This is a genomic window from Plebeiibacterium marinum, from assembly GCF_026013615.1.
GTDB lineage: Bacteria > Bacteroidota > Bacteroidia > Bacteroidales > Marinilabiliaceae > Saccharicrinis > Saccharicrinis marinus_A.
This window is the reverse complement of sequence record NZ_JAPDPI010000005.1, coordinates 136,295-161,547: the sequence shown is the minus strand read 5'-3', so window position 1 is coordinate 161,547 and position 25,253 is coordinate 136,295. Positions and strand designations below refer to the sequence as shown.

Here is a 25,253-nt window from a genome sequence, read left to right as displayed (position 1 = left end):
GATACGGCTTCGGGAATTGTTCGGGTAGCGCTCGGGTTTGTTCGGGTGCTGTTCGGGTTGTGTTCGGATAGGGTTCGGTTATGGTATCCGAATATAGGCCGAAACCACACTTAAATATATCCCAAGTCTTAACGAAATGGTCTCGGGACAGTAATTAAGTTTATATATGGATACCAATAACCAACAAATCCATATTATCAAATACCTCCCCTATAGCACAAAAAAATCCGGATCACTTCTGACCCGGATTCTTCCTTATATTTTATAGATCTTAATACCCTACTACAAAGCCTTCAATTTAGCCTCTGTCTCATTGTACTTATCCATCATTTCAAATCTATAATAAAGAGTCTTTAAACTTTCCAAAACAGCAGCATCTTCCGGTTTAATAGTATGCGCTCTTTCGAAGAAAGGAAGAGCCTCTTTAAAAGTACCTTCAGCTATTGCTTTTTTGGCCTCATACTTTTTCATATCAGTCTCATCATTGGCAACATTCACCTCTTCAACTCCTTTATTGAAATACATTACTCCCATATTAAATAAGGCATTAAAATATTCCGAATCAAGCTCAAGGCATTTCTTATAATCCGCAATTGCAGCATCAAAGTTTTTGCTATTATCATTCAATACTCCGCGAGCATAGTAAAAAGATGGATTTGATTGATCAGACTCGATAGCCTTATTCAAATAGTCAAGAGCCCTTTCATTTTGCTGTGTTGTTAAATAAAAATTAATCAACTCAGTTAAAATCCTATCATCTTCAGGATAAGTCTCAAAACCTTTAATCAAGTTAGCTCCCATTTTTGTAGAGTCTTTAGCCGACCCAAAAACCTGGTGTAACAACAACACTGCATCTCCACCACCATATTTCAAATCAATAGATTGATTGAAATATTTTTCTGCAGCAGTCCAGTCCTTTGCATTATAAGCAGCTAAAGCGGCATTGAAAATAATAGCCGTATCAACTTTTTCACCCTGAATAGCTACAGCATATTCGTTTGTATTTATTTCCAACAAGTTTTCGAACGCCTTTACTGCATTAGCAAAGTCTTCTTTATTAAATGCCTGTACCCCTGCATTTGTTAACTCATTGCTAAAAAACAACAACTCCTGGCCAATTTCATTTTTATAACGACCAATTTTCTTACCCTTCTCATCACCTTTTTTATCAAACTCAATTGCTTTTGAATAAAATTCAGATGCTTTAATGATACCCTGATCATCCTGTCCATCTTTAGCAAGTTTTGTATATACTTTTGCGGCAACAATATATGTTTTTGGCCAAGTATTACTTTTTTCACTAGCCAAAGCAGCGTCAATAGCCTCCTTGGCTTTTGTCACATCACCCTGATCAAGTAAAGTTGTTGCGGTTGTAACCTTTCCTTTTTGGGCAAAAATCCCGGAAACGGCTATTACACTAATTAATAGTAAAATAATCTTCTTCATCATATAACATTTTATTGTGTGGATTCTTTAATATCTATTCCTGAGTTTCTGTATTTTCATCTGAAACTACATCTTCATTTCCTTGGGTAGTTGACTCATCAACCTCCTCCTTTAGTTCATCCTCTTCCTTATAAGCAGAAACTTTGGCAACCGAGGCAATTTCATCTCCATTCCTAAGGTTTATCACCCTAACCCCCTGGGTTGCCCTTCCCGTTGTCCTTAAATCAGCAAGAGCCAGACGAATTGTAATTCCGGACTTATTAATGATCATCAAATCATTTTCATCATTAACATTTTTAATAGTAATCAATGCTCCGGTTTTATCCGTGATCTTCATTGTTTTTACCCCTTTACCACCTCTGTTGGTAATACGATAATCTTCAATCTTCGACCTCTTTCCAAAACCTTTTTCTGATACTACAAGAACATCTTCCTTTTCAATATCTTTAACACATATCATGCCAACAACCTCGTCAACCTCTGTATCCAAGGCTATACCACGAACTCCGGAACCGGTTCTACCAATACTTCTGACCTTTGTTTCATTAAACCTAATAGCCCTACCTGATCTGGTAGCCATAAGAATTTCATTCTCACCATTAGTCAACCTGGCCTGAATCAACTCATCATTCTCCTTAATTGTTATAGCATTTACACCATTAACCCTCGGACGGGAATAATCAACAAGCAACGACTTTTTGATAATACCCCTTTTGGTACCCATTATAATATAATGGCTGTTTACATAATCCGCATCGTTCAACTTTTTCACCTTAATAAAGGCTTTCACCTGATCATCAGCTTCAATATTCAGAAGGTTTTGAATGGCCCTTCCTTTAGTATTTTTAGCTCCTTCCGGAATTTCATATACTTTCAACCAGAAACACCTACCTTTTTTTGTAAAGAACAACATGGTATTGTGCATTGTGGCCGGATAAAGGTGTTCGATAAAGTCCTCATCCCTGGTAGTACTTCCTTTTGAACCAACCCCTCCTCTGTTTTGTGTTTTAAATTCTGCCAGCGGAGTTCTTTTTATGTATCCCATATGCGAAATAGTTATTACCATTTCATCATCTGCATAAAAATCTTCAGGATTAAATTCTTCTGATGCATAAACAATATCTGTCTTACGCTCATCACCATACTTGTCACGTATTTCAAGAAGCTCATTTACAATAATCTCCATTCTTCGCGACTCGTTGGCTAAGATATCTTTTAAATCAGCTATTTCTTTCAATAATTCATCGTACTCTGCACGCAGTTTATCTTGTTCCAGTCCTGTCAACTGTCTCAATCGCATATCCACAATGGCCCGGGCCTGAATCTCTGTCAGTTCAAATCTCTTAATCAGATTTTCCCTTGCCTCATCCGGGCTTGCTGCAGCACGTATAATCTTAATTACTTCATCAATATTGTCACTGGCAATAATTAACCCTTCCAGAATATGGGCACGCTTCTCTGCTTGCTCTAACTCATATTGAGTTCTTCTTGTAACCACATCATGACGGTGCTCAACAAAATTACTGATCAGTCCTTTTAGGTTTAACAACTGGGGACGACCTTTAACCAATGCAATATTATTTACACTAAATGATGTTTGCAGAGCAGTAAGCTTATACAAGTTGTTTAAAACAACATTTGCTATTGAATCTCTTTTAAGGTCAACAACAATACGCATACCTTGCCTATCCGATTCATCGTTAACATTTGAGATTCCTTCAATTCTTTTTTCGTTAACAAGATCAGCAATCTTCATAATCAACTCTGCCTTGTTAACCATATATGGTATCTCAGAGATAATAATTTTATCCCTGCCATTTTTATCTGTCTCCACTTCGGCTTTGGCTCTCACTACCACTCTTCCACGACCGGTTTCAAAAGCCTCCTTAACACCCTTATAACCATAAATAATACCACCTGTTGGGAAATCCGGAGCCTTTACATATTCCAACAGACCTTCTACTTCAATATCATTATTTTCTATGTAAGCAATCGTGGCATTAATAATCTCTGTCAGGTTATGAGGCGGCATATTAGTTGCCATACCTACAGCAATACCCGAAGCTCCATTAACCAATAAATTTGGTATTCTGGTTGGCAACACCGTAGGTTCTTTGATAGAATCATCAAAGTTTAATTGAAAATCAACTGTACGCTTCTCAATATCCACTAATGTTTCCTCTGCAATTTTATTTAACCTTGCCTCAGTATAACGCATAGCAGCCGGACTGTCACCATCTACCGATCCAAAGTTACCCTGGCCATCAACTAAAGGATAGCGCAACGACCATTCCTGTGCCATCCGCACCATGGCAAAATATACAGAAGAATCCCCGTGCGGGTGATATTTACCAAGAACCTCTCCTACGATCCTTGCTGATTTTTTATATGGCTTTGAGGCAGTAACACCAAGTTCACTCATCCCGTACAATACGCGTCTATGAACAGGTTTAAACCCGTCCCTCACGTCAGGAAGTGCCCTTGATACAATCACCGACATTGAATAATCAATGTAGGCCGATTTCATCTCTTCCTCAATGTTTATTTTAATTATTTTCTCTCCTTCAGCCATTTAATTATTAAATTTTGAATTAGAATTTACAAACGAAAACAGGCCTTTACAAGCCTGTTTTTTGAACGGCCTAATTTAGTTATTTATAAGCTAATTTTAAAGGCTTTTATAACACATTTTATCAACAACCCACAAACTTTCTTTATTGCGCATATTTATTGCTATTTTTAAGGTTTCAAATAGATAAGAAATTAAAATAAATTGTATTTTTAAATTTAGTATTGTAATACGTTATTATATGAATCTAAATTTTTCACAAAGAATTAATGATGTGATAAGTTTTGCCAAGGAAGAAGCAGAAAGATTAGGGAACCCTTTCATCAGTCCGGAACACCTGCTATTGGGAATTTTAAGGGAAGGTGAAGGCACTGCCATCGAGCTTTTGATCCAGCTTAACGTGGACCTTGGGAATATTAAGAGCAGCATTGAATCAAAACTAAAAACAAATGTAACCTTAGAACATACAGACCACATTCCTCTTTTAAAATCCTCCGAAAGAATTTTAAGGTTGATTTATCTGGAGGCCAGGTCAATTAAAAGCAAAGACATAAACACAGGACATTTGTTATTAGCATTATTAAAAGATAACAGAGGTTTTATATCCGAACTTATGGCAGAAGAAAAGATTAATTACGAAAAAGTAAAAGGCATTATTACCAACAACGAACCATTGGCTAAGGCTGATCTACCGGAAGACGACGATCAGGATAGCCCTTTTTCTTCAGGAGGAAGCGGTGGATCTGATGCACCCAGGTCTTCGGGCACTTCAAAAGGCTCTGACACTCCCGTGCTTGACAATTTTGGTATTGATATGACTCAGGCAGCTGAGGAAGGAAAACTTGACCCCATCGTTGGCAGGGAGAATGAGATTGAAAGGCTGGCTCAGATTTTAAGTCGAAGAAAGAAAAACAACCCCATATTAATTGGAGAACCTGGCGTTGGTAAATCTGCCATCGCTGAAGGACTGGCAATACGCATCCATGAAAAAAAGGTTTCCAGAGTTCTTTTCGACAAAAGGGTAGTAACACTGGACCTTGCTTCTATTGTGGCAGGTACTAAATACCGCGGACAATTTGAAGAAAGAATGAAAGCCATTTTAAACGAGCTTTCGAAAAACCCCAATATCATTTTATTTATCGATGAAATCCACACCATAGTTGGAGCAGGGGGAGCAACCGGTTCGCTAGATGCGGCAAACATGTTGAAGCCGGCCTTGGCCAGAGGTGAAATTCAGTGCATTGGTGCTACAACATTGGATGAATACCGTCAGCATATTGAAAAAGACGGAGCTCTGGAAAGACGTTTCCAAAAAGTAATGGTTGAACCAACTTCTATTGAAGAAACGGTAGAAATACTGAACAACATCAAGGAAAAATATGAAGACCACCACAATGTAGAGTTTACTCCCGAGGCTGTTGAAGCCTGTGTTAAACTTACAGAAAGGTACATTACCGATCGCCATCTTCCCGACAAAGCCATTGATGCTTTAGACGAAGCAGGATCGAGGGTACATATTTCAAATATTGTTGTTCCTGAAACCATCCTGAAACTTGAAGAACAGATAGAAGAAACCAAAGAAAATAAAATAAAGGCTGTAAAAGCTCAAAATTTTGAACTGGCAGCCAGCTTCAGAGATAAGGAAAAAACCTACATGGAAGAACTCAATGAAGCAAAAGACAAATGGGAACAGGAATTACAACAACAAAGAGAAACCGTAGACGTTGAAAAGGTTGCTGAAGTTGTTGCTATGATGACCGGCATTCCGGTTCAAAGAGTTGCCCAGGCCGAAGGTTTCAGGTTATTAAAAATGGGCGACCAACTTAAAGGCAGTGTCATTGGCCAGGAAGAAGCCATTCAAAAAATTGTGAAAGCAATACAAAGGAACCGTGCAGGGCTAAAAGATCCTAACCGCCCAATCGGATCTTTCGTGTTTCTTGGCCCTACTGGTGTGGGAAAAACCCACTTGGCAAAGATCCTTGCTAAATACCTGTTTGATTCAACTGATGCATTGATTAGAATTGATATGAGTGAATACATGGAGAAATTCTCCATATCAAGACTTGTTGGTGCACCTCCGGGATATATAGGATACGAAGAAGGTGGACAGCTAACCGAAAAAGTTCGCCGTCGACCATATTCAGTAGTGCTTTTAGATGAAATTGAAAAAGCCCACCCTGATGTATTTAATCTATTACTTCAAGTACTGGACGAAGGAAGGTTAACCGACAGCCTGGGGAGAAAAGTGGACTTTAAGAACACAATTATTATTATGACCTCAAACATCGGGTCTCGTGAACTTAAAGATTTTGGCCGTGGAGTTGGTTTCCAATCCGCAAGCAGGGAATCTGATTCAGACCACGCACGCCATGTAATTCAAAAAGCATTGAAAAAGGCCTTTGCTCCAGAGTTCATCAACCGTATTGACGATGTGATTGTGTTCAACACACTTGAAAAAGAAGATATTCACAAGATTATCGACATTGAACTCAAAGGACTTTACTCAAGGGTGGAAAGCTTAGGCTACAAACTTGAACTTACTGAAAATGCAAAAGACTTTATCGCATCAAAAGGATTTGACTCTCAATTTGGGGCACGACCTTTAAAAAGAGCTATACAAAAATACCTTGAAGATGAAATGGCAGAAGTAATAATCCAGGCATCTGTTTCAGAAGGAGACATGATACAGGTTGATTATGACGAAAAAGAAAGTAAAATTTTCACTTCGATATTAAAAGACAATAAAGCTCTCAACGAGCCTGAAGACAAGGAATAATTTCCATATGGACACAAAAAAAAAGGATGAACAATTGTTCATCCTTTTTTTTTAACAGATCGTTAGATTTTAGATAAGAGATAAGAGACTCATTTGCAAGATACTTAAAATAAGATTTTTACCTAACTTAAGTTGATTTTATTAAATATCTCATAATCTTACACTTATAAAAAACTAACGAACTATTGTTTATATCATTACTATTAATTACTTCAACAACTCTGCTGATTTAGTAACAATTGTTTGAGCTGCCTGATTTGAAGCCTGGTAACCAATAGCCTTATTTGCCAACTCAGTCGCCTTATCCAATTCAGTCTTAGCATTACCTTTGATGGCATCCCACTGGTCTCTATTTGTATCAGTACGGGTATTTAACAAAGAAACCCCTTTAGTAAAAAACTCATTAGCTTGTTTCACATAGTAGGTTGCTAATTCTTTTTTCATATGGGCAACATACTTACTGGAAGCAAATTCTTCAATTCCTGCCAACAAGGTTTTTTCCATCTCCTCTTCTTTTTCCAGGTTCTTATAGGCTTTTGCCTTATAATAAGTTGCAATATCGGCTTTATAACCCAATTCCTTAACCTGGTCAAAGTACTTAATTGAAAGTTCATCCTTTTTTAACTTCCTTGCACATGTTGCAGTATTGTAAATCATAGCTGCATCCATTTCTTCCTCACCCCAGGCTGCAATTGCAGCCTCATAAGAAGCTAATGCGGTTTTATAATCTTTCGTTTTTAATGCCGCATTCCCATCATTCTTCAACTCTGCAGCGCTCTTCTCCTCCTGGGCAAAAGTTGTTGCAACTAAAGCAAACAATAACACCCCTAATGTTAAAATGTTCTTCATAATCTTTGTTTTGAATTATTTCTAATTAATACTTTTCTATATTAAGAATCGTAAAAATAATTATTTTTTGAAAAAATCTTAATAATTGTAAAGTATTTCCTTAAAATGATCCAAAAACCATACCTATTTTAATAAAAAATCCTTTAAATTTTCAAGTGTTGTATCCATTTGCACACTCTTCCTCTCTCCTTTCATAAATGCCTGCAATCTTTCCGGCACCTCAAGACTTCTCCCAATTTCGGGCTCTACTACCTCCGGAAATTTAGTTGGATGGGCTGTTTCCAGAAACACACCAGACTCTCCTTCTTTCAACCCTTCCTCCAATGCCATATATCCAGTTGCACCATGTGGATCCAAAACATAAGCCTCGTCCGAATCAACTCTTTTTAATGTGGCCCTGATTTGCTCATCTGTGTACGAATAACCTTCCATTTTTTCAGTTACCACTTTGTGCTCAGCATCATACAAGTCCAAAATACGCACAAAATTACTCGGATCACCAACATCCATAGCATTGGCAATTGTTGCTTTTGATGGAGCCGGATTGTACTGACCAGACTCTAAATACTTTGGCACTATATCATTGATGTTTGTGGCAGCGATAAACCTTTTAACAGGCAATCCCATCAGCTGAGCAATTAATCCGGCTGTAATGTTACCAAAATTACCACTTGGTACACACATTACCACATCATCCTTAATTCCATTTTTGCGCATCTGGGCATAAGCATGGTGATAATAAATGGATTGAGGCAACAACCTGGCTAAATTGATCGAATTTGCAGAAGTCAACACCATTTTTTCATTCAATTCTTTATCAAGAAAGGCTTGTTTAACCATCCGCTGACAATCATCAAAGGTACCATCTACCTCTATGGCAGTTATATTTTCACCTAATGTAGTAAATTGCTTTTCCTGAACCTCACTTACCAATCCCTTAGGATAAAGTACAAAAACATTAATCCCCGGAACTTTATAAAAACCATTTGCTACCGCACTACCTGTATCACCGGAAGTAGCCACCAAAATATTAATATCCTTTTCCTGTCCGCAAACGAATGAAGAAAGGATACGAGCCATAAACCGTGCTCCCACATCTTTAAATGCCAGGGTTGGCCCATGGAACAACTCCAAAGCATATTTCTTATCACTGACTTTTACTACCGGAATCTCAAAATCAAGGGCATCATCAACCAACTCCTTAAACTTATCCTCTGGTATATCAGGAGTAAAAAAAGGCTTAAGAACTTCATACCCTATTTCCTGAAGCGATTTATTTGCGATATCATTAAAAAAAGACTCTGGTAATACCGGAATCTGCTCCGGCATATACAAACCATTATCCTCTGCCAATCCTTTAAGAACAGCTTCTTTAAGGCCAACTTTTATATTTTGTGAATTTGTACTATAAAACTGCATTTTGTCTGATTTTACTATTTTAATAGTGTTTGCATGAATTCTGTACCATAAATACGACCAAAACCTCCCTTTTGGGCTGCATCTTCATTATACTCTGTAACCTCATCAGGCTTCATACCCGGCTTTACAATAAAAAACGGGACTGCATCACGTGTATGGGTACGCAAGTGACATGGCGTAGGGTGATCCGGCAATAAAGCAATAGTTACCGGCTCGTCCATTTTTGCCACTTCATCAATTATATATTTTACAACACGCTCATCCAGATACTCAATAGTTTTTGTTTTCAACTCATAATCACCTTCATGTCCAGCTTCATCACTGGCTTCAATATGAAGATATACATATTGATTATCTTTTAAAGCCTTTATGGCAGCTTCTGCTTTTCCTTCGTAATTGGTATCATGCAATCCTGTTGAACCATCAACATGCACACCTTTTAACCCGGCATAAGCACCTAACCCATAAATTAAATCTACTGCCGAAATTACAACTCCGGATTCGACGCCATACAACTCTTTTAGTGTTGGCATATCAGGAGTATTACCCGGTGACCATGGCCAAATCATATCAGCTGTTGCTTTCCCGGCTTCTCTTCGTTTAATATTTACAGGATGATCTTTCAGCAACTCTTTTGATTTCATCATCAAATCAGAAATCACCTTAATGGTTTCAAGAGCACTATCTGCTTTAGCGGTAGGCATCACATCCACAACAGGTATACCAGGAACATCATGGGGAGGCGTACAGTTAATCTGGTCACTTCCACCATCAACAACCAACAAATGACGATAACTAACCCCAGCATAAAAGTTCACTTTGTCAGATCCCAGTTTTTCCTGGAGAAATTCAATAATTTCTTTCGCTTCCTCCGTTGTAATGTGTCCTGCCGAGTGGTTCAGGATTTTCTCATCCTGAACTGAAATCAGGTTGCATCGAAAAACAAGATCTGTTAATGATGTTTTTACACCCATGGAAGCCGCTTCTAAAACACCCCTGCCTTTATAGTATTTTTCAGCATCATACCCCATTACCATCATATTGGCAACTTCGCTACCCGGATGTAAAGATGCTGGCACAGTATCAAGCAATCCACTTACTCCCTGCTTGCACAACTGATCAATATAAGGAGTTTTTGCCGCCATCAGGGGAGTCTTCCCCCCCAAGGCCTCAACAGGCTCATCTGAAGCCCCATCTGCTAGTATTACTAAATATTTCATTTCAAATCTTCTTTCTTCAAATTACTAATCCCAAATAATTACTTGTTTGCAACTTTTATAATATCTGCAAACACCCCGGCTGCTGTAACATCTGCTCCAGCACCATACCCTTTAATTTGCATTGGGTGTTCTTTATAGTGTTCCGAATTGATCAGGATAATATTATTACTTCCTTCTAAATCAAAGAACGGGTGTGTTTTGTCAATCTCGATAAAACCAACCGTAGCTTTCCCATTCTCAAGTTTAGCACCATAGCGCAACTTTTTCCCCTGGTTGGCCAGTTCTTTTCTTTTCTCCTCAAATGTACCGTTATATTCCTTAATCTCTTCCATAAATTGATCCAGAGAATCGCAGTCCATATACTTTTGTGGCACAAATGGAACCACCTCAATATCGCTCTGCTCCATTTCATAACCTGCTTCACGGGCCAGGATCAATATTTTCCTAACCACATCGGTTCCGCTCAAATCTATTCTTGGATCCGGCTCACTATAACCTTTTTCTTTAGCTTCCTGAATGACATCAGATAGAGGTTTATTCTCATCAACCGTATTAACTATATAGTTCAATGTACCTGACAGAACAGCCTCCAGACCCAAAATCTTATCTCCACTCATAACCAAATCGTTCAATGGTGCAATAATAGGCAAACCTGCCCCCACATTGGTTTCAAACAAAAATTTAACCCCTTTGTTCAAGGCTGTTTCCTTTAGTTTTTGATATGAGGCATAATCTGATGATGTTGCAATTTTATTGGCCGTAACCACAGAAACATTTGATTCCAGCAAGCCCTGGTATATTTCTGAAATAATCGCATTTGCAGTACAGTCTACCACCACACTATTTGCCAGGTTATACTCTTTAACCTTTTCGGTGTACACACTAAGATTAGCGTTGTCACCTTTCTCCATCAGATCATTCAAAATACCACTTGTATCCAATCCCTGCGGATCTAATAGCATTTTACGGCTATTGGTAATACCGGCAACCCTGATTTTTAGTTTATTTTCTGCAAACAACTTATCTGACTGGCTATTGATTTTTTCAATCAACATTTTACCAACTGTCCCTGTTCCAATAACAAAAAGGTTTACCACATTGAAATGCGACAAGAAAAACGCTTCATGCACTGTATTCAATCCTTTTCTCAGATCCTTTTCTTTAACTACAAAAGAGATGTTCAGTTCTGAAGCTCCCTGAGCAATAGCATATATATTTACGCCATTTCGCCCCATACTATTGAAGAGCTTTCCTGAAATCCCTGTTGTATGTTTCATGTTTTCACCAACAATAGCAATAACTGCCATATCACTTTCTACAGTAATATTATTGACCTGATTTAATGCAATCTCTGTCTTAAACTCCTTTTCTACCAGTTTTACTGCTTTATCAGCTGCTTTTGATTCTATAACAATACTTATAGAATTTTCGGAAGATGCCTGTGAGATTAAAATTACATTGATATTCTTTTGCGCCAATGATTTAAACAACCTCATGGCAATACCGGTTACTCCGATCATACCAATGCCCTGAATCGTTAACAAAGCAACCTCTTTGATTGATGAGATACCCTTAATTTTTTTGTCTTTTAAAGGTTCTCTTTCATCATTTATCAATGTTCCCTGGGCTTCAGGATTAAAAGTATTTTTAATAAGGATTGGAATTTTTTTCTTGTACACAGGTAAGATTGTAGGAGGATAAATTACTTTTGCTCCAAAATGGGATAGCTCCATAGCTTCCTGATAGCTCAGTTTATCTATACAATAAGCCCTGCTGATAATACGCGGATCTGCAGTCATAAAACCATTTACATCCGTCCATATTTCCAATACTGATGCATCAAGAGTTGCTGCGATTATAGCTGCAGTATAGTCAGAACCTCCACGACCTAATGTGGTAATTTCCTCATTTTTATTACATGCAATAAATCCGGGGAAAACATTGATGGCAACCAATTCATCTTTTACCGACAACAAATTTCTTTCTGTTTCTTCAAAATCAACAGTATCCTTGCCAAAAACCTTATCAGTTTTAATATATTTTTGAGACTCAAAAAGTTTTCCACCTTCAAAAAGCTGTGCAATCATAAATGAAGAAACCCTTTCTCCAAAACTTGATATAATAGCTTCACTCTTAACGGTGATCTCTTTAAGCATATATACACCTTTAATTATAGTGCTCACCTCGTCAAACAATTGATCCACCCTAAACTTAATGGTCTGCGCTATATCTAAAGGGAACAACTCGCTGATTATTCCATAGTGTTTTTCCTTAACTTCGCTTAAAATATCAAAACACTCATGGTCTCCCTTTTTTGCGAGGTTAGCAGCCTTTATTAATTGATCTGTTACGCCGCCAACTGCTGAAACTACAACAACAACGTCATCATCCTGACTTTTAACAATATCCCTGACTTTTAAGATGCTATCTGCTGACCCAACCGAAGTTCCGCCAAATTTCAATACTTTCATAAATTTATTTTGAAATGCCAATCTCTATTTATGAGAAAAACAAAGTGATTATAATAACAATGATTTATTATTTTTTAGAAATCTATCGGCATCTTATAAATCCTTTATACGATACCTTTCTTTTAAAGGAATAACAAATTAGACCCCCCAAGGGGTGAATGTTGAAGTTGTTGTGGTAGTAATTGTATGGAATAAGTTATAAACCATTAGTTCTTTTGTGTTTTTCCTTATAAATTGTTATGCAAATGTAATGCTTTTAATCTATTGACCAAAAGAAAAACATGACATTTAACAGGCATTAACAAGAAAACCTTGTTTTTATACTCACCAGACGAGGTCAATGGTGAAACAAGTATGCGAAGCTATAAAAATGGTTAGACACTAAAAGAAAGTCCTACAACCCAAACTAGGCTGGAATTTCAGAAGATAAGCTCTCAGGGAGTGAGCGATTGTGATTTTATTTATTATTGGAGTCTTCTTGCCCATTAGTTCGTTAAAATTTTATAATATACTGATTCTAAATACATTGAATAATTTATGGCAAAGTTATTATCTCATTGATTTTAAGCGAATTGTAAATCAGTCTAATGTCTATTATCTAAAATCTAACGATCTATTGCTTGCCTACACTATATTAATCTTTTGTGGATTTATCGAAGTTATACCTGGAGATGCTCCTGATATAGGTTGGTGATTCTTGAACAAAGAAATAATGCCCTCCCCAGTTATGCTTTACCTCAAAATACACTTTTTGATATTCCTTAATTTTAATGATTACGCGCTTCACCGTTTTTGTTTTCATCTGATAAACTTCAACAGTTTTTCCTTCCTTATATTGAGCTTTTAACGGCGGCAAACCAAAAGGATCTTCATACCTTTTAGCAGGGGGGCTGGGTTTTAAAATAGTTTTTTGTGGCTCTGCCATAGCAAGACTGGAGCTTTCAGCTGTTTTCTGATAATGAACAACCTCCTTTTTTTGGATCCTGTCTATTTCCTTTTTTGTTAAAACCGGAATATTATTCTTTCTTTCCAACCAGCTATAATAATCCTTTTTGGTTTGGTCTATTTTGTACTGAACCTTTAACTGATAATCCAGATCATAATCAAAATCATTTATCTTTTTTGAATAACCGATTTTTGCTACCGGTTTTTTAAAAAAAACAGTATCCACATCTGGAAACTGCGGAAACAACTCCACTAAAATTTCATAGGGATAAATACCTCCTTTCAACACGTTATCCGGAACTATTGTCGAAAATTCCACACATTTGGTAACATAACCCATTTTACCAAAATACAGTTTATAGTTGGTATCCCAATTTAAATAAGTGGTGAAATTTCCGTTTAGGTCAACCGGCACTTTAATCTCTTTTGAATTTGTTTCAATCAGCAATGAAGTTTTTGTTGATTTCCCATCGCGAATATATACAGTTCCTTTTACAAGATATTGCCCGTAGCCATATCCTGTAAAACAAACCAAAAACATAAATGACAAATAAAAAGTTAAAACAAACCGGTTAATCCCCATTAAGGCAAATCATTATATAACAACGCTAAAAATATAAAATTATGCATGAAATACCAACAAAGGGGTTGTTGAATGAAATAGCATTTTTTTAGCAACCGAAGCATTTAGTAACCGGGTGATCAAATTTCGCTTGTATGTAGTAAACGATAATATATCTATATTTTTAGATTGCACAAGGCTTTCAATCCCAACTAAAAAATCTTCATTTGATATAATTTCAAATTCAATATTATCGTCAATTTTCCTTTTGCGGCAATGGTCGCGCAGCCCTTCCATTTTCACAGTATCCTTCTCCAGATCACCATTTGTTGAAATATGGCAACACACTATTTTAACTCCCAAAGGATCCACAATTTGCTTCAACTTTTCTAATGCAGTAAAATCAGCATCGCTAAAAATAGACAAATACCCTATGGTTTTTATATTATCAATTCCTGAATAACTAAAACTCTCAGGTACAGCCAGAACAGGACATTTTGCCAATTCAATAATTTCGGCGGTAACGCTGCCAATCAGGTCTACTGCCTTTTTATCGGCACCCCGGGTACCCATAACTATAACAGAGGGCTCATGAACTTTACTGTATCCCAATATTTCATGCTCAGCTATCCCCCTCCTGATGACCGAATCAACAACCACTCCTTCAATATTCTTTTCTTTCAAACGGTTCTTGAGTTCATCTTCAATCTCTTTGATCCTGCTTTCACTCTCCTCCTTTAGATCATGGCTCAATTCATCCAGGTTAACATCATAAACATAGGAATCACTGAATGGCAAACCTGAACTTACCGGTGAATAAAATGAATTGAAGATTGTCAGCCGCCCTTTCAACCTGCTAACCCAGTCAAAAGCCATCTCTACAGCCTTTTTTGAATATTCTGAGAAATCGACCGGAACCAAAATATTAATATTCTTATCCAACTCAAATTCCTTATGTGTTGATTCAAAATCCATTTCGCGGATAGAATCAAATACAATCATAGCTTGTTCAAAATCAATCTCGCTGATTTTTACTTTTACTCCTGAAGATACAGCTCCCTGGATAAGATTAATATGTTCCAAGAAGCAGTCGATGCCTTCATTCTCCAATAAAGTCTTTACTAAATGGGCCTTTTCGTAGGTTAATGTAGCCAGTGTTATTATCTTATCTTTCATAGCCAAAGAATTTAAATGTTTCCTGACTATAATTTAATAAATAATTTACACAAAATCCAATTTGGAGAATGAACTAAACCAAAAATGATTTTTACAGACAAAACCACTTTCAATCATCACTTTAACTCAATTAGAATTATTGTTTTACCGGCTTTTTAAAGTTTTGCCAAAAAGAGGTATTGTATTTCTCGTTATTAAAATACTGACGCCCCTGAATGGATCCATCAAATGGCAATACATCAACAACTTTTAAAAACAACTTTTGAACACTGCTGTTTACAGAATATCTATAATCAACGGCATCCAACACATAATTACCTCCATCTTTTCTATAAGTTGTTTCAACTTGGTAAGTCACCTCCTTTGCAGGAACATCTGCAGGAACACTAAAATCATTTCCATGTACAAAATTATGCTTCCGCTTTAGTACACTTGTGTTTTTTAGAACCACATTATCTTTAATGGTTATCCAAAGCTTGCCTGAATAATAATATGCATCCGGGTCACCACAATTTTGCATATTTGGCTTTTTACAGTCATAACTTATTACCCAAACGGAATCCTGGTTTATCACTTCTGCCCCCAACACCTCAATCTCAAAATCATTTACACTTTCAACCGACAATACATTTCCTGCACAACGGGCTATATCTGAATTAATTACCTGATCAATCATCGTCAATCCCTGCGAAAAAGATTGAGGCTCTTTATCACTAGAGTTTTCTATAATCTTATAGTTTCTGTTTTGAAAAGCATCAGTAAACGACCTGGTTTTATAACCAGTTTTATCAGTCAACAAAAAAACCTGCGATACCGAAGAACTATTTGTTCCGGCTGTATTGATATAACATTTATAGGTATGCGACTTAACCATATAATTTTCAGCAATGAGGTTTGATGCTGCTTTAACAATTCCATACCCCACCTTTGATTTGGCCTTAATATCAATCTCTGACAAACCATATTTAATTGGAACCAACTGTATCTTTACATAGCTAATATCAGCCCAATCTTTAACAAAAAATGATTTTGCCCTGTATCCTACCGCCGATATTCTAACAATTTTATCTTCAAGCGCATGTGATAATTGAATTTCAAATTTCCCATCAATGTCTGATGCTGTACCCAAATAAGTGTCTTCTATACCAATATTTGCAAATTCAACAGCCTGGTTTGTTTCTGCATTTACCACATCGCCCTTTACTGTGAAATTCTGGGCCGCAATAGAATTTGCAAATACAAATAAAACAGCCAGCAGCAGGTTTATATTTTTTATCAGTGTCATCATACCAAAATATTATTTTGAGTGGCTAATTTATAAATAATATTACAATAAGGAAGAATGATTTATCTGCTTTGCTTCGCACCAAATAGGAACCAACTACTGAAAGTACTTGCAATTTCAACACTATTTCTCCACTATTCCTTCACTATTTCTTCACTACTGCTTCACTGATTGGTATTTTATTGTGGAGAAATAGTGGAGGATATCTGAAGAATGTATGTGCCAATGTTGTATCAGTCCCCTATCAGGTGCATATTTGACCCATACAATTCTATTAAAAAGAGTTTTGTGTGAGAAGAGCTGTACTACAGAAACTATTTTAAAAAACTTTGTTACTTTTGATAACGAATTTCAAACTGAATTAATTCTGTTGCAATGCAAAAAATATTTATCTCTACAATTATTCTATCGTTAACTTTAAGTAGCTGTGTGGTTTCCAAAAAGAAATATGATGCTGCGATGCTCCGCAATTCTAAACTAAGCAAAGAACTTTCAACAACAAAACAGGAAAACCGCTCCTTAAACGACAAGGTGAACTCAATGATTTCAGAGTTTGAAAAAATGAAAAACGAGCTCCATCTGAGCAATGCTGTTAAATCTGATGAAATGAGCAATTTATTGGTAAAGGTTACGCAATTGTCTGATTTAAACGATCAATTAAAAAATGAACTAAAAGAAACTTTAAGTAAATATAAATCACAGAAACAAACCTCATTATCTGTTACTTCCGAATTAGAAGCCTTAAAAGCCGATAAATACAGGTTAGCCAAAGACACGGCCAGTATTCGGTACGCGCTGAAACTATCGAAAGAAAGGTTTTTAAAACTTGAAAATGAGCTTAAAGCCCAAAAAGAAAAGTATGCAAACCTAAGCTCTTCTAATGTATCATTAAGAAAAGAGTACGACACAAATAAACAAAAGCTGATTTCGTTTGAACAACAGCTTGTTGAAAACAAAAATAAAATAGAGTCTATTTCGAAATATTTTATTGAATTAAGAAAAGAATTGCTTTCGGCTAATGCTTCAAATAAAGCCATTGACCCAAACAAAAACAAAAACGTTGATAAAATTGCCAAAGAACTGGGACATTACTAACCAATTTATATATTTCTATTACGGTAATTCGTAAATAAATCAGAACTAGACATATAGATAAAAAAAAGAGGGATAAATCAACTTGACTTATCCCTCTTTTTTTATCTGCCTTAACCGGCATTATTCTTTTAGGGTAAAATCTTCCAGGGTAATTTCAAAAATCCTTTCCTGACCATCGTCATAACCCAATTCTGATGGGATAAACAGCTGCGCTTTACCACCTTTTTTCATGTACGGGATACCTATCTGCCAACCTTCAATTAATTTATCCAATGTAAAAGTCACCGCCGAGGCCGACTGATCAAATACAACCCCATTACTCATAAAACTGCCCACATAAGTAACGGTTACCTGATCTATTGATGCTCCGGCCACTTCTCCGGTTCCTTCTTCTAAATGTTTAATATACACCCCGCTCGGATCAGCTATAGTATCTGTAATATCATTCAACTTAAAATAGTACTGAATTTTATCATCGCTGGTAAGATAATCCTCCGACAAACCAAGTAAATCAACCTCCATCCTTATATTACCTGTATTCATAGCATATTCTGAAGGTATATAAAATTCAGACACCCCTCCTGCTTTCATGTATAAAATGGCTAGCTGTATCCCATATGATATTTCATCCAGGTTATAGTTTACCGGCACATCACTACTTCCCAACAACTCATCCGTGTACAAATCATAAATTTTATACGTAAAAGTGGCGCTTTGAGCAGGTAAATCAAAGCCCGTTTCTCCTTCTCCTTCCTGAATATGTTTATAAAAAATCCCGTAAGGGCTTTCTGTAACTCCACTGATATTACTGGCACTTAAATATTCACGTATTTCATCAAGGCTCGACTTCTCATCATCATTACTACAAGCAAAAAATGTAAGCAGGATACTTACATAAAGCATTAACTTCTTCATATACTTTGTTTTTCGTTATTTTCCTTTTTTTTATCATGCTTATCATATGCATCCACAATCCTCTGAACCAATGGATGGCGAACTATATCATTAACATTAAAGTTGATTACTTTGATCCCCTTTACATTTTTAAGGATTTTCATGGCCTGCACCAATCCTGACATATTTGCTCTGGGCAGATCAATTTGTGTTACATCACCGGTAACCACATATTTTGTACTTTGTCCCATACGGGTAAGGAACATCTTAATCTGATTGGTAGTAGTATTTTGAGCCTCATCCAATATAACAAAGGCCTCATTTAGGGTACGGCCACGCATATAGGCTAAAGGAGCAATCTGAATGGTTCCATTCTCCATATAATCCTTTAACCTGGCTGCAGGTATCATATCCTGAAGGGCATCATATAATGGCTGCAGGTACGGGTCTATTTTCTCTTTCATATCGCCGGGTAAAAAACCAAGCTTCTCCCCTGCTTCCACTGCAGGCCGGCTCAAAATAATACGCCGCACTTCTCGTCGCTTTAACGCTCTGACAGCAAGAGCTATTGCAGTATAGGTTTTACCCGATCCGGCGGGGCCTATGGCCAATATCAAATCATTACGGTCATATTCCTGAACAAATAACTGCTGGTTGGGGGTACGTCCTTTAATGGGCTTTCCATTTACACCATATAAAATAACATCATCTATCTCCCTCTTTCTGCCAGGCATTCCGCTATCTATGATTTCAACAATCGAATGCTCGCTTAATACATTGTATTCATTATAATGATCGAGCAACAAATGCACTTTTTCTTCAAAGTGAGCCACCTCTTCTTCATCGCCCATGGCCTTGAGCCAATCACCCCTTGCTATGATACGAAGTTTAGGAAACTTATTTTTTATAATATCAAGCTTTACATTTTTTACTCCAAGGAATTCTATTAAATCGACCGATTCAAGATAAATTAGTTTTTCAATCATATATTTTGTCCGTATTGGTGCTGCAAATTAAAACAAATTTGCATGATTCCGAGTGAGTTTACCTGTTTATTTTTACTTTTGATTTTCTTTTTAACAGATCATTAGTTTTATAAGGAACAGCCCTTAATCTGATCTATAATAAAAACAAAATTCACCATGCAAAATACACTTGAATCATTTAAAAAATTACTCCATATCATGGATGAACTCAGGGAAAAATGTCCCTGGGACAAAAAGCAAACCAATGAATCATTAAGAACCCTGACTATTGAAGAAACATACGAACTGGCCGATGCCATTATTAAAAATGACCAACAATCTTTAAAAAAGGAACTGGGCGACTTATTGCTCCATATTGTTTTTTATGCAAAAATTGGAGATGAAAAAGGGAATTTTAACATGAAAGATGTTATTGATTCGTTAAACGAAAAGCTAATATACAGACACCCTCATATTTTCAGCGACACAAAAGTCAGCAATTCCAGGGAGGTTGAAGAAAACTGGGAAAAACTAAAACTCAAAGAAAAAGGAGGTAATAAATCTGTTCTGGAGGGTGTTCCGGAGAGTTTACCTGCCCTTGTAAAAGCCAACCGGATTCAGGATAAAGCCAGGGGAGTTGGCTTTGATTGGGAACATAAAGAACAGGTTTGGGAAAAGGTTCAGGAAGAGATTAATGAGGTTAAAGAAGAAATTCAACACGCAGATCAGGATAAAATTGAAGCTGAATTTGGAGATTTATTGTTTTCTATCATCAATACAGCCAGGCTTTATGGGGTAAACCCGGAAAATGCACTGGAACGTACCAACCGGAAATTTATCAGTCGCTTTAATTACCTGGAAAAGCAAACCATTAAGAAAGGCCTTGATTTAAAAAATATGTCGCTTGAAGAAATGGATGCTATTTGGGATGAGGCAAAGAAGTTTGATGAGTAGGGAGAAAGGTGAAAGGGTGAAAGGTGAAAGGTGAGTAGGGAAAAATTTTGCCACTATCAAAAGTATTATGCATAATAATTATGACTTATTGAGTAAGCTAATTAGCACTTGCAAGAAAACTCAATTTTATCCCAACCCGCACAGTGCTAGAGGCTTCCCCTTTAGGGGACGAGGGGTGAGCGATTGGGTTTCACCACAAAACAGATGTTTTCTTACAGATACTACTTACAATAGTTCGTTAGTTTTTTATAAGTGTAAGATTATGAGATATTTAATAAAATCAACTTAAGTTAGGTAAAAATCTGATTTTAAGCATCTTGTAAATGAGTCTCTTATCTCTAATCTAAAATCTAACGATCTGTTAACTTAGAAAAATATTAACTTTTGAAACAGCCCCAACACGCAACAAACAAAGGTGTTGGGGTATTATTTAAATATTCATCTTTACTCCACAATTTTTAGTTCTGTCCTTCGGTTTTTGGCACGCCCTTCTTCTGTATCGTTTGACTCAATCGGATCACTCATACCCTTTCCTTTAAAGGATAAACGGTTTGCTGAGATACCAGCATCAATAAAATATTGATAAACCTGTTGAGCCCTTTTATTACTCAATTCAAGATTATAACCTTCAGAACCTACATTATCCGTATACCCCAATACCTGCACTTTAACCGTACTGTTTTGACTTAAGAATTTAACAATCTTATCAAGTTCTACTTCTGATTGCGAACGGAGCACATAGGAATCTGTTTCGAAAAACACATTGTTCAAAACCACATGCTCTCCAACCTGAATTCGCTTCAGATAAATATCCATCACCAACGGATCATTCACCGAATTCTCGTCCTCCATATCAAAATGACCTGAATAAAACAGATACCCCTCCTTAACCACATTTAAAGCATAGGAATTTCCGGCTGGCAAGCAGATCAGGAATTCTCCGGAAAAATCAGTTGAAGAGGCCTGAACCACCATTTTCTTTGTATCCACATCCTTTAACTCAAAAGCAGCCTGCAAACGCTTTCCTGTTTTTTTATCAAACACTCTTCCTTGTACATACGAAACCGGCTGGGGACGAATATCCTCAGGCATATTAAAACTATATATATCCTTTCCCCCATAGGATTTACCCAGCCTTTCTGAAGAAAAATAAGCCTTAGTCCCATCAGCTGTAACCACCAAGCCAACATCATCACCAGTTGAATTTATCGGATACCCCAGGTTTACAGTCTCAACAAATTGATCTGCCTTATTTTTTCGAGATAAGAAAATATCCTTTTTCCCCATTCCCGACCATCCATTGGATGAAAAATATAAGGTTTGATTATCAGGATGAATAAATGGGGAGTCCTCTTCAAAAGGGGTATTAACCTTTTCGCCAAGGTTTTCTGGTTTACCAAAAAAAGGCGTACCATCTGATTTATATCCTAACAGCTTTGCCCTCCATATATCACTTTTACCTTTTCCTCCTCCCCTGTTGCTGGCAAAAAACAAGGTACGGCCATCTGATGAAAACGAAGGCTGGGATTCCCAATATGGAGTATTTACCGGAGGTCCGATATTTACAGGTGTACTCCAGCCATTCCGGGTTCTTTTACTAAAATATATATCGCATGACCCCCTGGAATCCCTTCTCCCACACGCTGTAAAAAACATCCAGTTACCATCAGAAGACAAGCTCTGAGCGCCCTCATTGCTTATTGTATTGATTGGAGAACCCAGTGCGATTCCTTGCCCCCATTCCCCTGAATTATCTTTAACCGCGCGGTAAAAATCCTCATGAAAATGATTAGCCATTGAAGGCCCCACAACATTTTTAACCAAGGCCGAATCGCGGGGTACCAACACCGTATATACCAGGGTCTGGTCATCAGCAGTTATGCTTGGCCAGTATTCGTTATTTTCGCTATTAACACCTGGCCCAAGATTTACAGCATGTATCTCTCTAGGGTTTTCTTTGGCCAATTTGGCAAAGAGTGTTTTGCTGATCCAATCCTCTGCCTTCTGCTTTGATTTTTCACTCCTGGTTTTTCTATAATAGGTTTCAAACCATTTTACCGCCTCATCAAATTCATCCATATGAAAACAGGCTATACCCAAACTGTAATAGCTATATACATAAAAGGACGAATCCTTGCTCAATACTGTCTTCAGCATCTCTGCCTGATTTTTGTAATCCTCTTGTTCAAAGTAAACTTCCGAAAGCAACAGGTAAGCCTCTAAAAAGTCAGCATCCTTACCAATAGCCTGCTGCAATGGCTCTATGGCCTTATCAAACTGGTCACTTCCAAAATAATCACTGGCTTTTTTATATAATGAGACTGCCTTTTTTGACTTGGTATTTAGTTTTTGAGCCTGTACTTCATTTACAAAAAATAATAGGGCAAATAAACACAACAGACAATTGATTGTTTTAAATGTAGTTTTCACAGAATGATTATGTTTTAAATGTAGCGTAAGACAAATGTAATATTTAAACCAATAATAAAAATCTATTTGTAAAAATATTGACATAGTGTATGAACTATTGTAACTTTAAATAAGACGGTTACATTTTTTAGTTGTTGCAAGAAACTGACACACCCCACAACCCTATATTATTTAAAAGGGAGCAAGTGCAGGTAAACCAACACACTATTTTTTCTTGCTGCCACTATTAACAACCTAATAACCTTTAAAAACCGGAGATCATGGAAAACACAGCAGTTATACCTGATGTAGAAATCAAAGAAACCCATATCTTGTTGCAAAACATGCTCGAAGCTCAAGAATCCGGCGATATTGAATTGTTTGCATCTTGCTTTGTTCATGATAACAAAGCCGTAAACATTGGAACAGATGTGGATGAATTCTGGATTGGATGGAAACCTTTTTTCAATTATATGAAAAAAATGATTCAGCTCAGAAAAGGAATGAAAATAACAGCTAAAAACACCAATATTAGCATCGAAAGCAAGTGCGGATTGGCTTGGTACTCTCAACTTATTGACACTTGTTTGGAAACTAAGGGAGAGCCATTTAGGATTGAAGGCTTTAGGCATACCGGGGTAATGAAGCGAATTGATAATCACTGGAAGATAGTGCAATCCCATATGTCTATTGCCTTTGAACCAGAAGAGACTTAATATTATTTTTAGCGCTCATTAAAAATTAAAGCATGGAATAGCAGGCAAACAGGCCTCCTGTTCCACCTGTAATAAAGAAACAATTTTCAGAACCACATTATTACTACTGACAAGCAAAACTCCTTAAAATCAGCAAAAGCCGGGATTCAATTTATTGGACCCGGTTTTTATTTTATATTTGATGCTGTAAATAAAAATTGCAGGACTCAATGAATTCAAATCCCATTAATAATTTAACCAACCTGAAAGAAGAGCTCAATACGATTCCGGGAAAACAAAGGGCTGTAGAACTGGCTAAGTCCTTTACTCAAAACCCGGATTCAATAGAATCATTATACCACCTCATTTACGATGTAAAACCAAAGCTACAATGGAGAGCTGCCTGGATTTTTGAGCATATTTTTCACGAAGACCCTACCCTTATTAAGCCCTACTTAAAAGACATAATCAACCAACTCCCCTCCATAAAATCAGATGGAGTGAAACGCCATTTTACTAAAATATTATCTTTTTCGGATATTGAAGGGCTGATAACCGGTGAAACGATTAACACCTGTACAGACTGGATAATTTCAGAAAAAATTGCAGTTGCCGTAAAGGCCCACTGCATGCAAATACTATATAATGCCACGCAAACCTATCCGGAATTAAAAACCGAACTAAAACTGATACTTGAAGAACAAATCATAAATAACACAGCCGGCTTTAAAAGCAGGGCAAAAAAGATACTGAAAAAAATGGAAGGTAGAAGATAGAGGTCAGGGGTACACCCATACAACTCACCTCTTCCAACTCCCCACTCCACATTACTTCTTCAATTGATCTTTAAAAAGCTTCTGAAACTTCTCAACCTTGGGCCCCACTACCATCCTGCAATAAGGTTGGTTGGGATTATTACTAAAATACTCCTGGTGATAACCTTCGGCAGGATAAAAAACTGTAAAAGCAGTTATTTCTGTAACAATAGGATCAGGATATAGTTTCTGCTCCGAAATCAGCGCTATTTGCTTTTCAGCAGTTTCTTTTTGCTCCCGGGAATGATAAAACACCACCGAGCGGTACTGGGTTCCAATATCGCCCCCTTGTTGATTAAGCGTTGTTGGGTTGTGTATACTCCAAAATACGGTTAAAATATCACCAAACGATATCACTTCCGGATCAAATGTAATATGGCAAACTTCGGCATGATCTGTTTCTCCGGTACAAACTTCCTTGTAAGTAGGATTCTCTGTTTTTCCACCGGAATATCCTGACTCAACAGAAACAACCCCTTCTAGTTGATCATACACAGCCTCCACACACCAAAAACAACCTGCGCCAAGTGTGGCAACTTCTCTTTTTTGCGATTGGGTATTCATATTTATTATAACTGTTGTAAAAATTAATACTATAAAACTCTTCATCTTGTTTCTGATTGCAATGGTAAGAAAATAATACCTATAACAAATAAACTGTACAATTAGTTTTGCAAACAACTAACCTGGATAAACCAGAAGGATCAA

At 36.9% G+C, this 25,253-nt stretch carries 18 protein-coding genes; 5 read left to right on the top strand and 13 right to left on the bottom strand.

The features are described 5' to 3' along the window. Positions 1-282 precede the first annotated feature (282 nt). Together OM074_RS04345 and gyrA are read right to left on the bottom strand one after the other, a co-directional pair. Complete coding sequence (locus OM074_RS04345) at positions 283-1,449, bottom strand: tetratricopeptide repeat protein (RefSeq protein WP_301198066.1); 1,167 nt, start codon at positions 1,447-1,449, stop codon at positions 283-285. A gap of 31 nt (positions 1,450-1,480) precedes the next feature. Next, a complete protein-coding gene (gene gyrA, locus OM074_RS04340) occupies positions 1,481-4,018 on the bottom strand; it encodes a DNA gyrase subunit A (protein WP_301198065.1) in 2,538 nt (845 codons plus the stop codon). A gap of 238 nt (positions 4,019-4,256) precedes the next feature. Here gyrA and OM074_RS04335 point away from each other — a divergent pair, with 238 nt between their 5' ends. Beyond that, entirely contained in the window at positions 4,257-6,791 is a 2,535-nt protein-coding gene (locus OM074_RS04335; protein ID WP_301198064.1) for an ATP-dependent Clp protease ATP-binding subunit, read from the top strand. A 207-nt stretch (positions 6,792-6,998) separates the two neighbouring features. On the opposite strand, the gene OM074_RS04330 is transcribed toward OM074_RS04335, so the two are convergent. From OM074_RS04330 to OM074_RS04300, 7 genes are all read right to left on the bottom strand, one after another. Beyond that, positions 6,999-7,640, bottom strand: a complete 642-nt coding sequence (locus OM074_RS04330; protein ID WP_301198063.1) for a tetratricopeptide repeat protein — start codon at positions 7,638-7,640, stop codon at positions 6,999-7,001. Between the two features lie 123 nt (positions 7,641-7,763). Continuing rightward, positions 7,764-9,059, bottom strand: a complete 1,296-nt coding sequence (gene thrC / locus OM074_RS04325; RefSeq protein WP_301198062.1) for a threonine synthase — start codon at positions 9,057-9,059, stop codon at positions 7,764-7,766. Positions 9,060-9,073: 14 nt separating this feature from the next. Continuing rightward, positions 9,074-10,279: a cofactor-independent phosphoglycerate mutase gene (locus OM074_RS04320; protein ID WP_301198061.1), complete on the bottom strand. Its 1,206-nt coding sequence runs from the start codon at positions 10,277-10,279 to the stop codon at positions 9,074-9,076. A 38-nt stretch (positions 10,280-10,317) separates the two neighbouring features. Further along, positions 10,318-12,750, bottom strand: coding sequence for a bifunctional aspartate kinase/homoserine dehydrogenase I (gene thrA / locus OM074_RS04315; protein ID WP_301198060.1), 2,433 nt, complete (start codon positions 12,748-12,750; stop codon positions 10,318-10,320). Between the two features lie 634 nt (positions 12,751-13,384). Further along, a complete protein-coding gene (locus OM074_RS04310; protein ID WP_301198059.1) occupies positions 13,385-14,236 on the bottom strand; it encodes a hypothetical protein in 852 nt (283 codons plus the stop codon). A gap of 81 nt (positions 14,237-14,317) precedes the next feature. Next, a complete protein-coding gene (locus tag OM074_RS04305) occupies positions 14,318-15,433 on the bottom strand; it encodes a universal stress protein (RefSeq protein WP_301198058.1) in 1,116 nt (371 codons plus the stop codon). A 136-nt stretch (positions 15,434-15,569) separates the two neighbouring features. Continuing rightward, positions 15,570-16,721 (bottom strand): carboxypeptidase-like regulatory domain-containing protein, encoded by a 1,152-nt coding sequence (locus OM074_RS04300; protein WP_301198057.1) that lies wholly within the window; start codon positions 16,719-16,721, stop codon positions 15,570-15,572. A 372-nt stretch (positions 16,722-17,093) separates the two neighbouring features. Between OM074_RS04300 and OM074_RS04295 the strand changes: the two genes are divergently transcribed. Beyond that, positions 17,094-17,813 (top strand): hypothetical protein, encoded by a 720-nt coding sequence (locus OM074_RS04295; protein ID WP_301198056.1) that lies wholly within the window; start codon positions 17,094-17,096, stop codon positions 17,811-17,813. Positions 17,814-17,933: 120 nt separating this feature from the next. Here OM074_RS04295 and OM074_RS04290 read toward each other — a convergent pair whose 3' ends face one another. Next, entirely contained in the window at positions 17,934-18,728 is a 795-nt protein-coding gene (locus tag OM074_RS04290; RefSeq protein WP_301198055.1) for an FKBP-type peptidyl-prolyl cis-trans isomerase, read from the bottom strand. Then, a complete protein-coding gene (locus OM074_RS04285; RefSeq protein WP_301198054.1) occupies positions 18,725-19,693 on the bottom strand; it encodes a PhoH family protein in 969 nt (322 codons plus the stop codon). The genes OM074_RS04290 and OM074_RS04285 overlap by 4 nt, the downstream gene beginning before the upstream one ends. A 156-nt stretch (positions 19,694-19,849) precedes the next feature. Here OM074_RS04285 and mazG point away from each other — a divergent pair, with 156 nt between their 5' ends. Beyond that, positions 19,850-20,626, top strand: coding sequence for a nucleoside triphosphate pyrophosphohydrolase (mazG, locus tag OM074_RS04280; RefSeq protein WP_301198053.1), 777 nt, complete (start codon positions 19,850-19,852; stop codon positions 20,624-20,626). 444 nt (positions 20,627-21,070) lie between these two features. Here the strand turns inward: mazG and OM074_RS04275 are convergent, their stop codons facing one another. Further along, positions 21,071-23,056, bottom strand: a complete 1,986-nt coding sequence (locus tag OM074_RS04275; protein WP_301198052.1) for an OmpA family protein — start codon at positions 23,054-23,056, stop codon at positions 21,071-21,073. A 260-nt stretch (positions 23,057-23,316) separates the two neighbouring features. Here OM074_RS04275 and OM074_RS04270 point away from each other — a divergent pair, with 260 nt between their 5' ends. Next, positions 23,317-23,751, top strand: coding sequence for a nuclear transport factor 2 family protein (locus tag OM074_RS04270; protein WP_301198051.1), 435 nt, complete (start codon positions 23,317-23,319; stop codon positions 23,749-23,751). A 209-nt stretch (positions 23,752-23,960) separates the two neighbouring features. Beyond that, positions 23,961-24,506, top strand: a complete 546-nt coding sequence (locus OM074_RS04265) for a HEAT-like fold family protein (RefSeq protein WP_301198050.1) — start codon at positions 23,961-23,963, stop codon at positions 24,504-24,506. Between the two features lie 51 nt (positions 24,507-24,557). On the opposite strand, the gene msrA is transcribed toward OM074_RS04265, so the two are convergent. Next, on the bottom strand, positions 24,558-25,154 hold the full coding sequence (msrA, locus tag OM074_RS04260) for a peptide-methionine (S)-S-oxide reductase MsrA (protein WP_301198049.1): 597 nt from the start codon (positions 25,152-25,154) through the stop codon (positions 24,558-24,560). Positions 25,155-25,253: the final 99 nt, after the last annotated feature.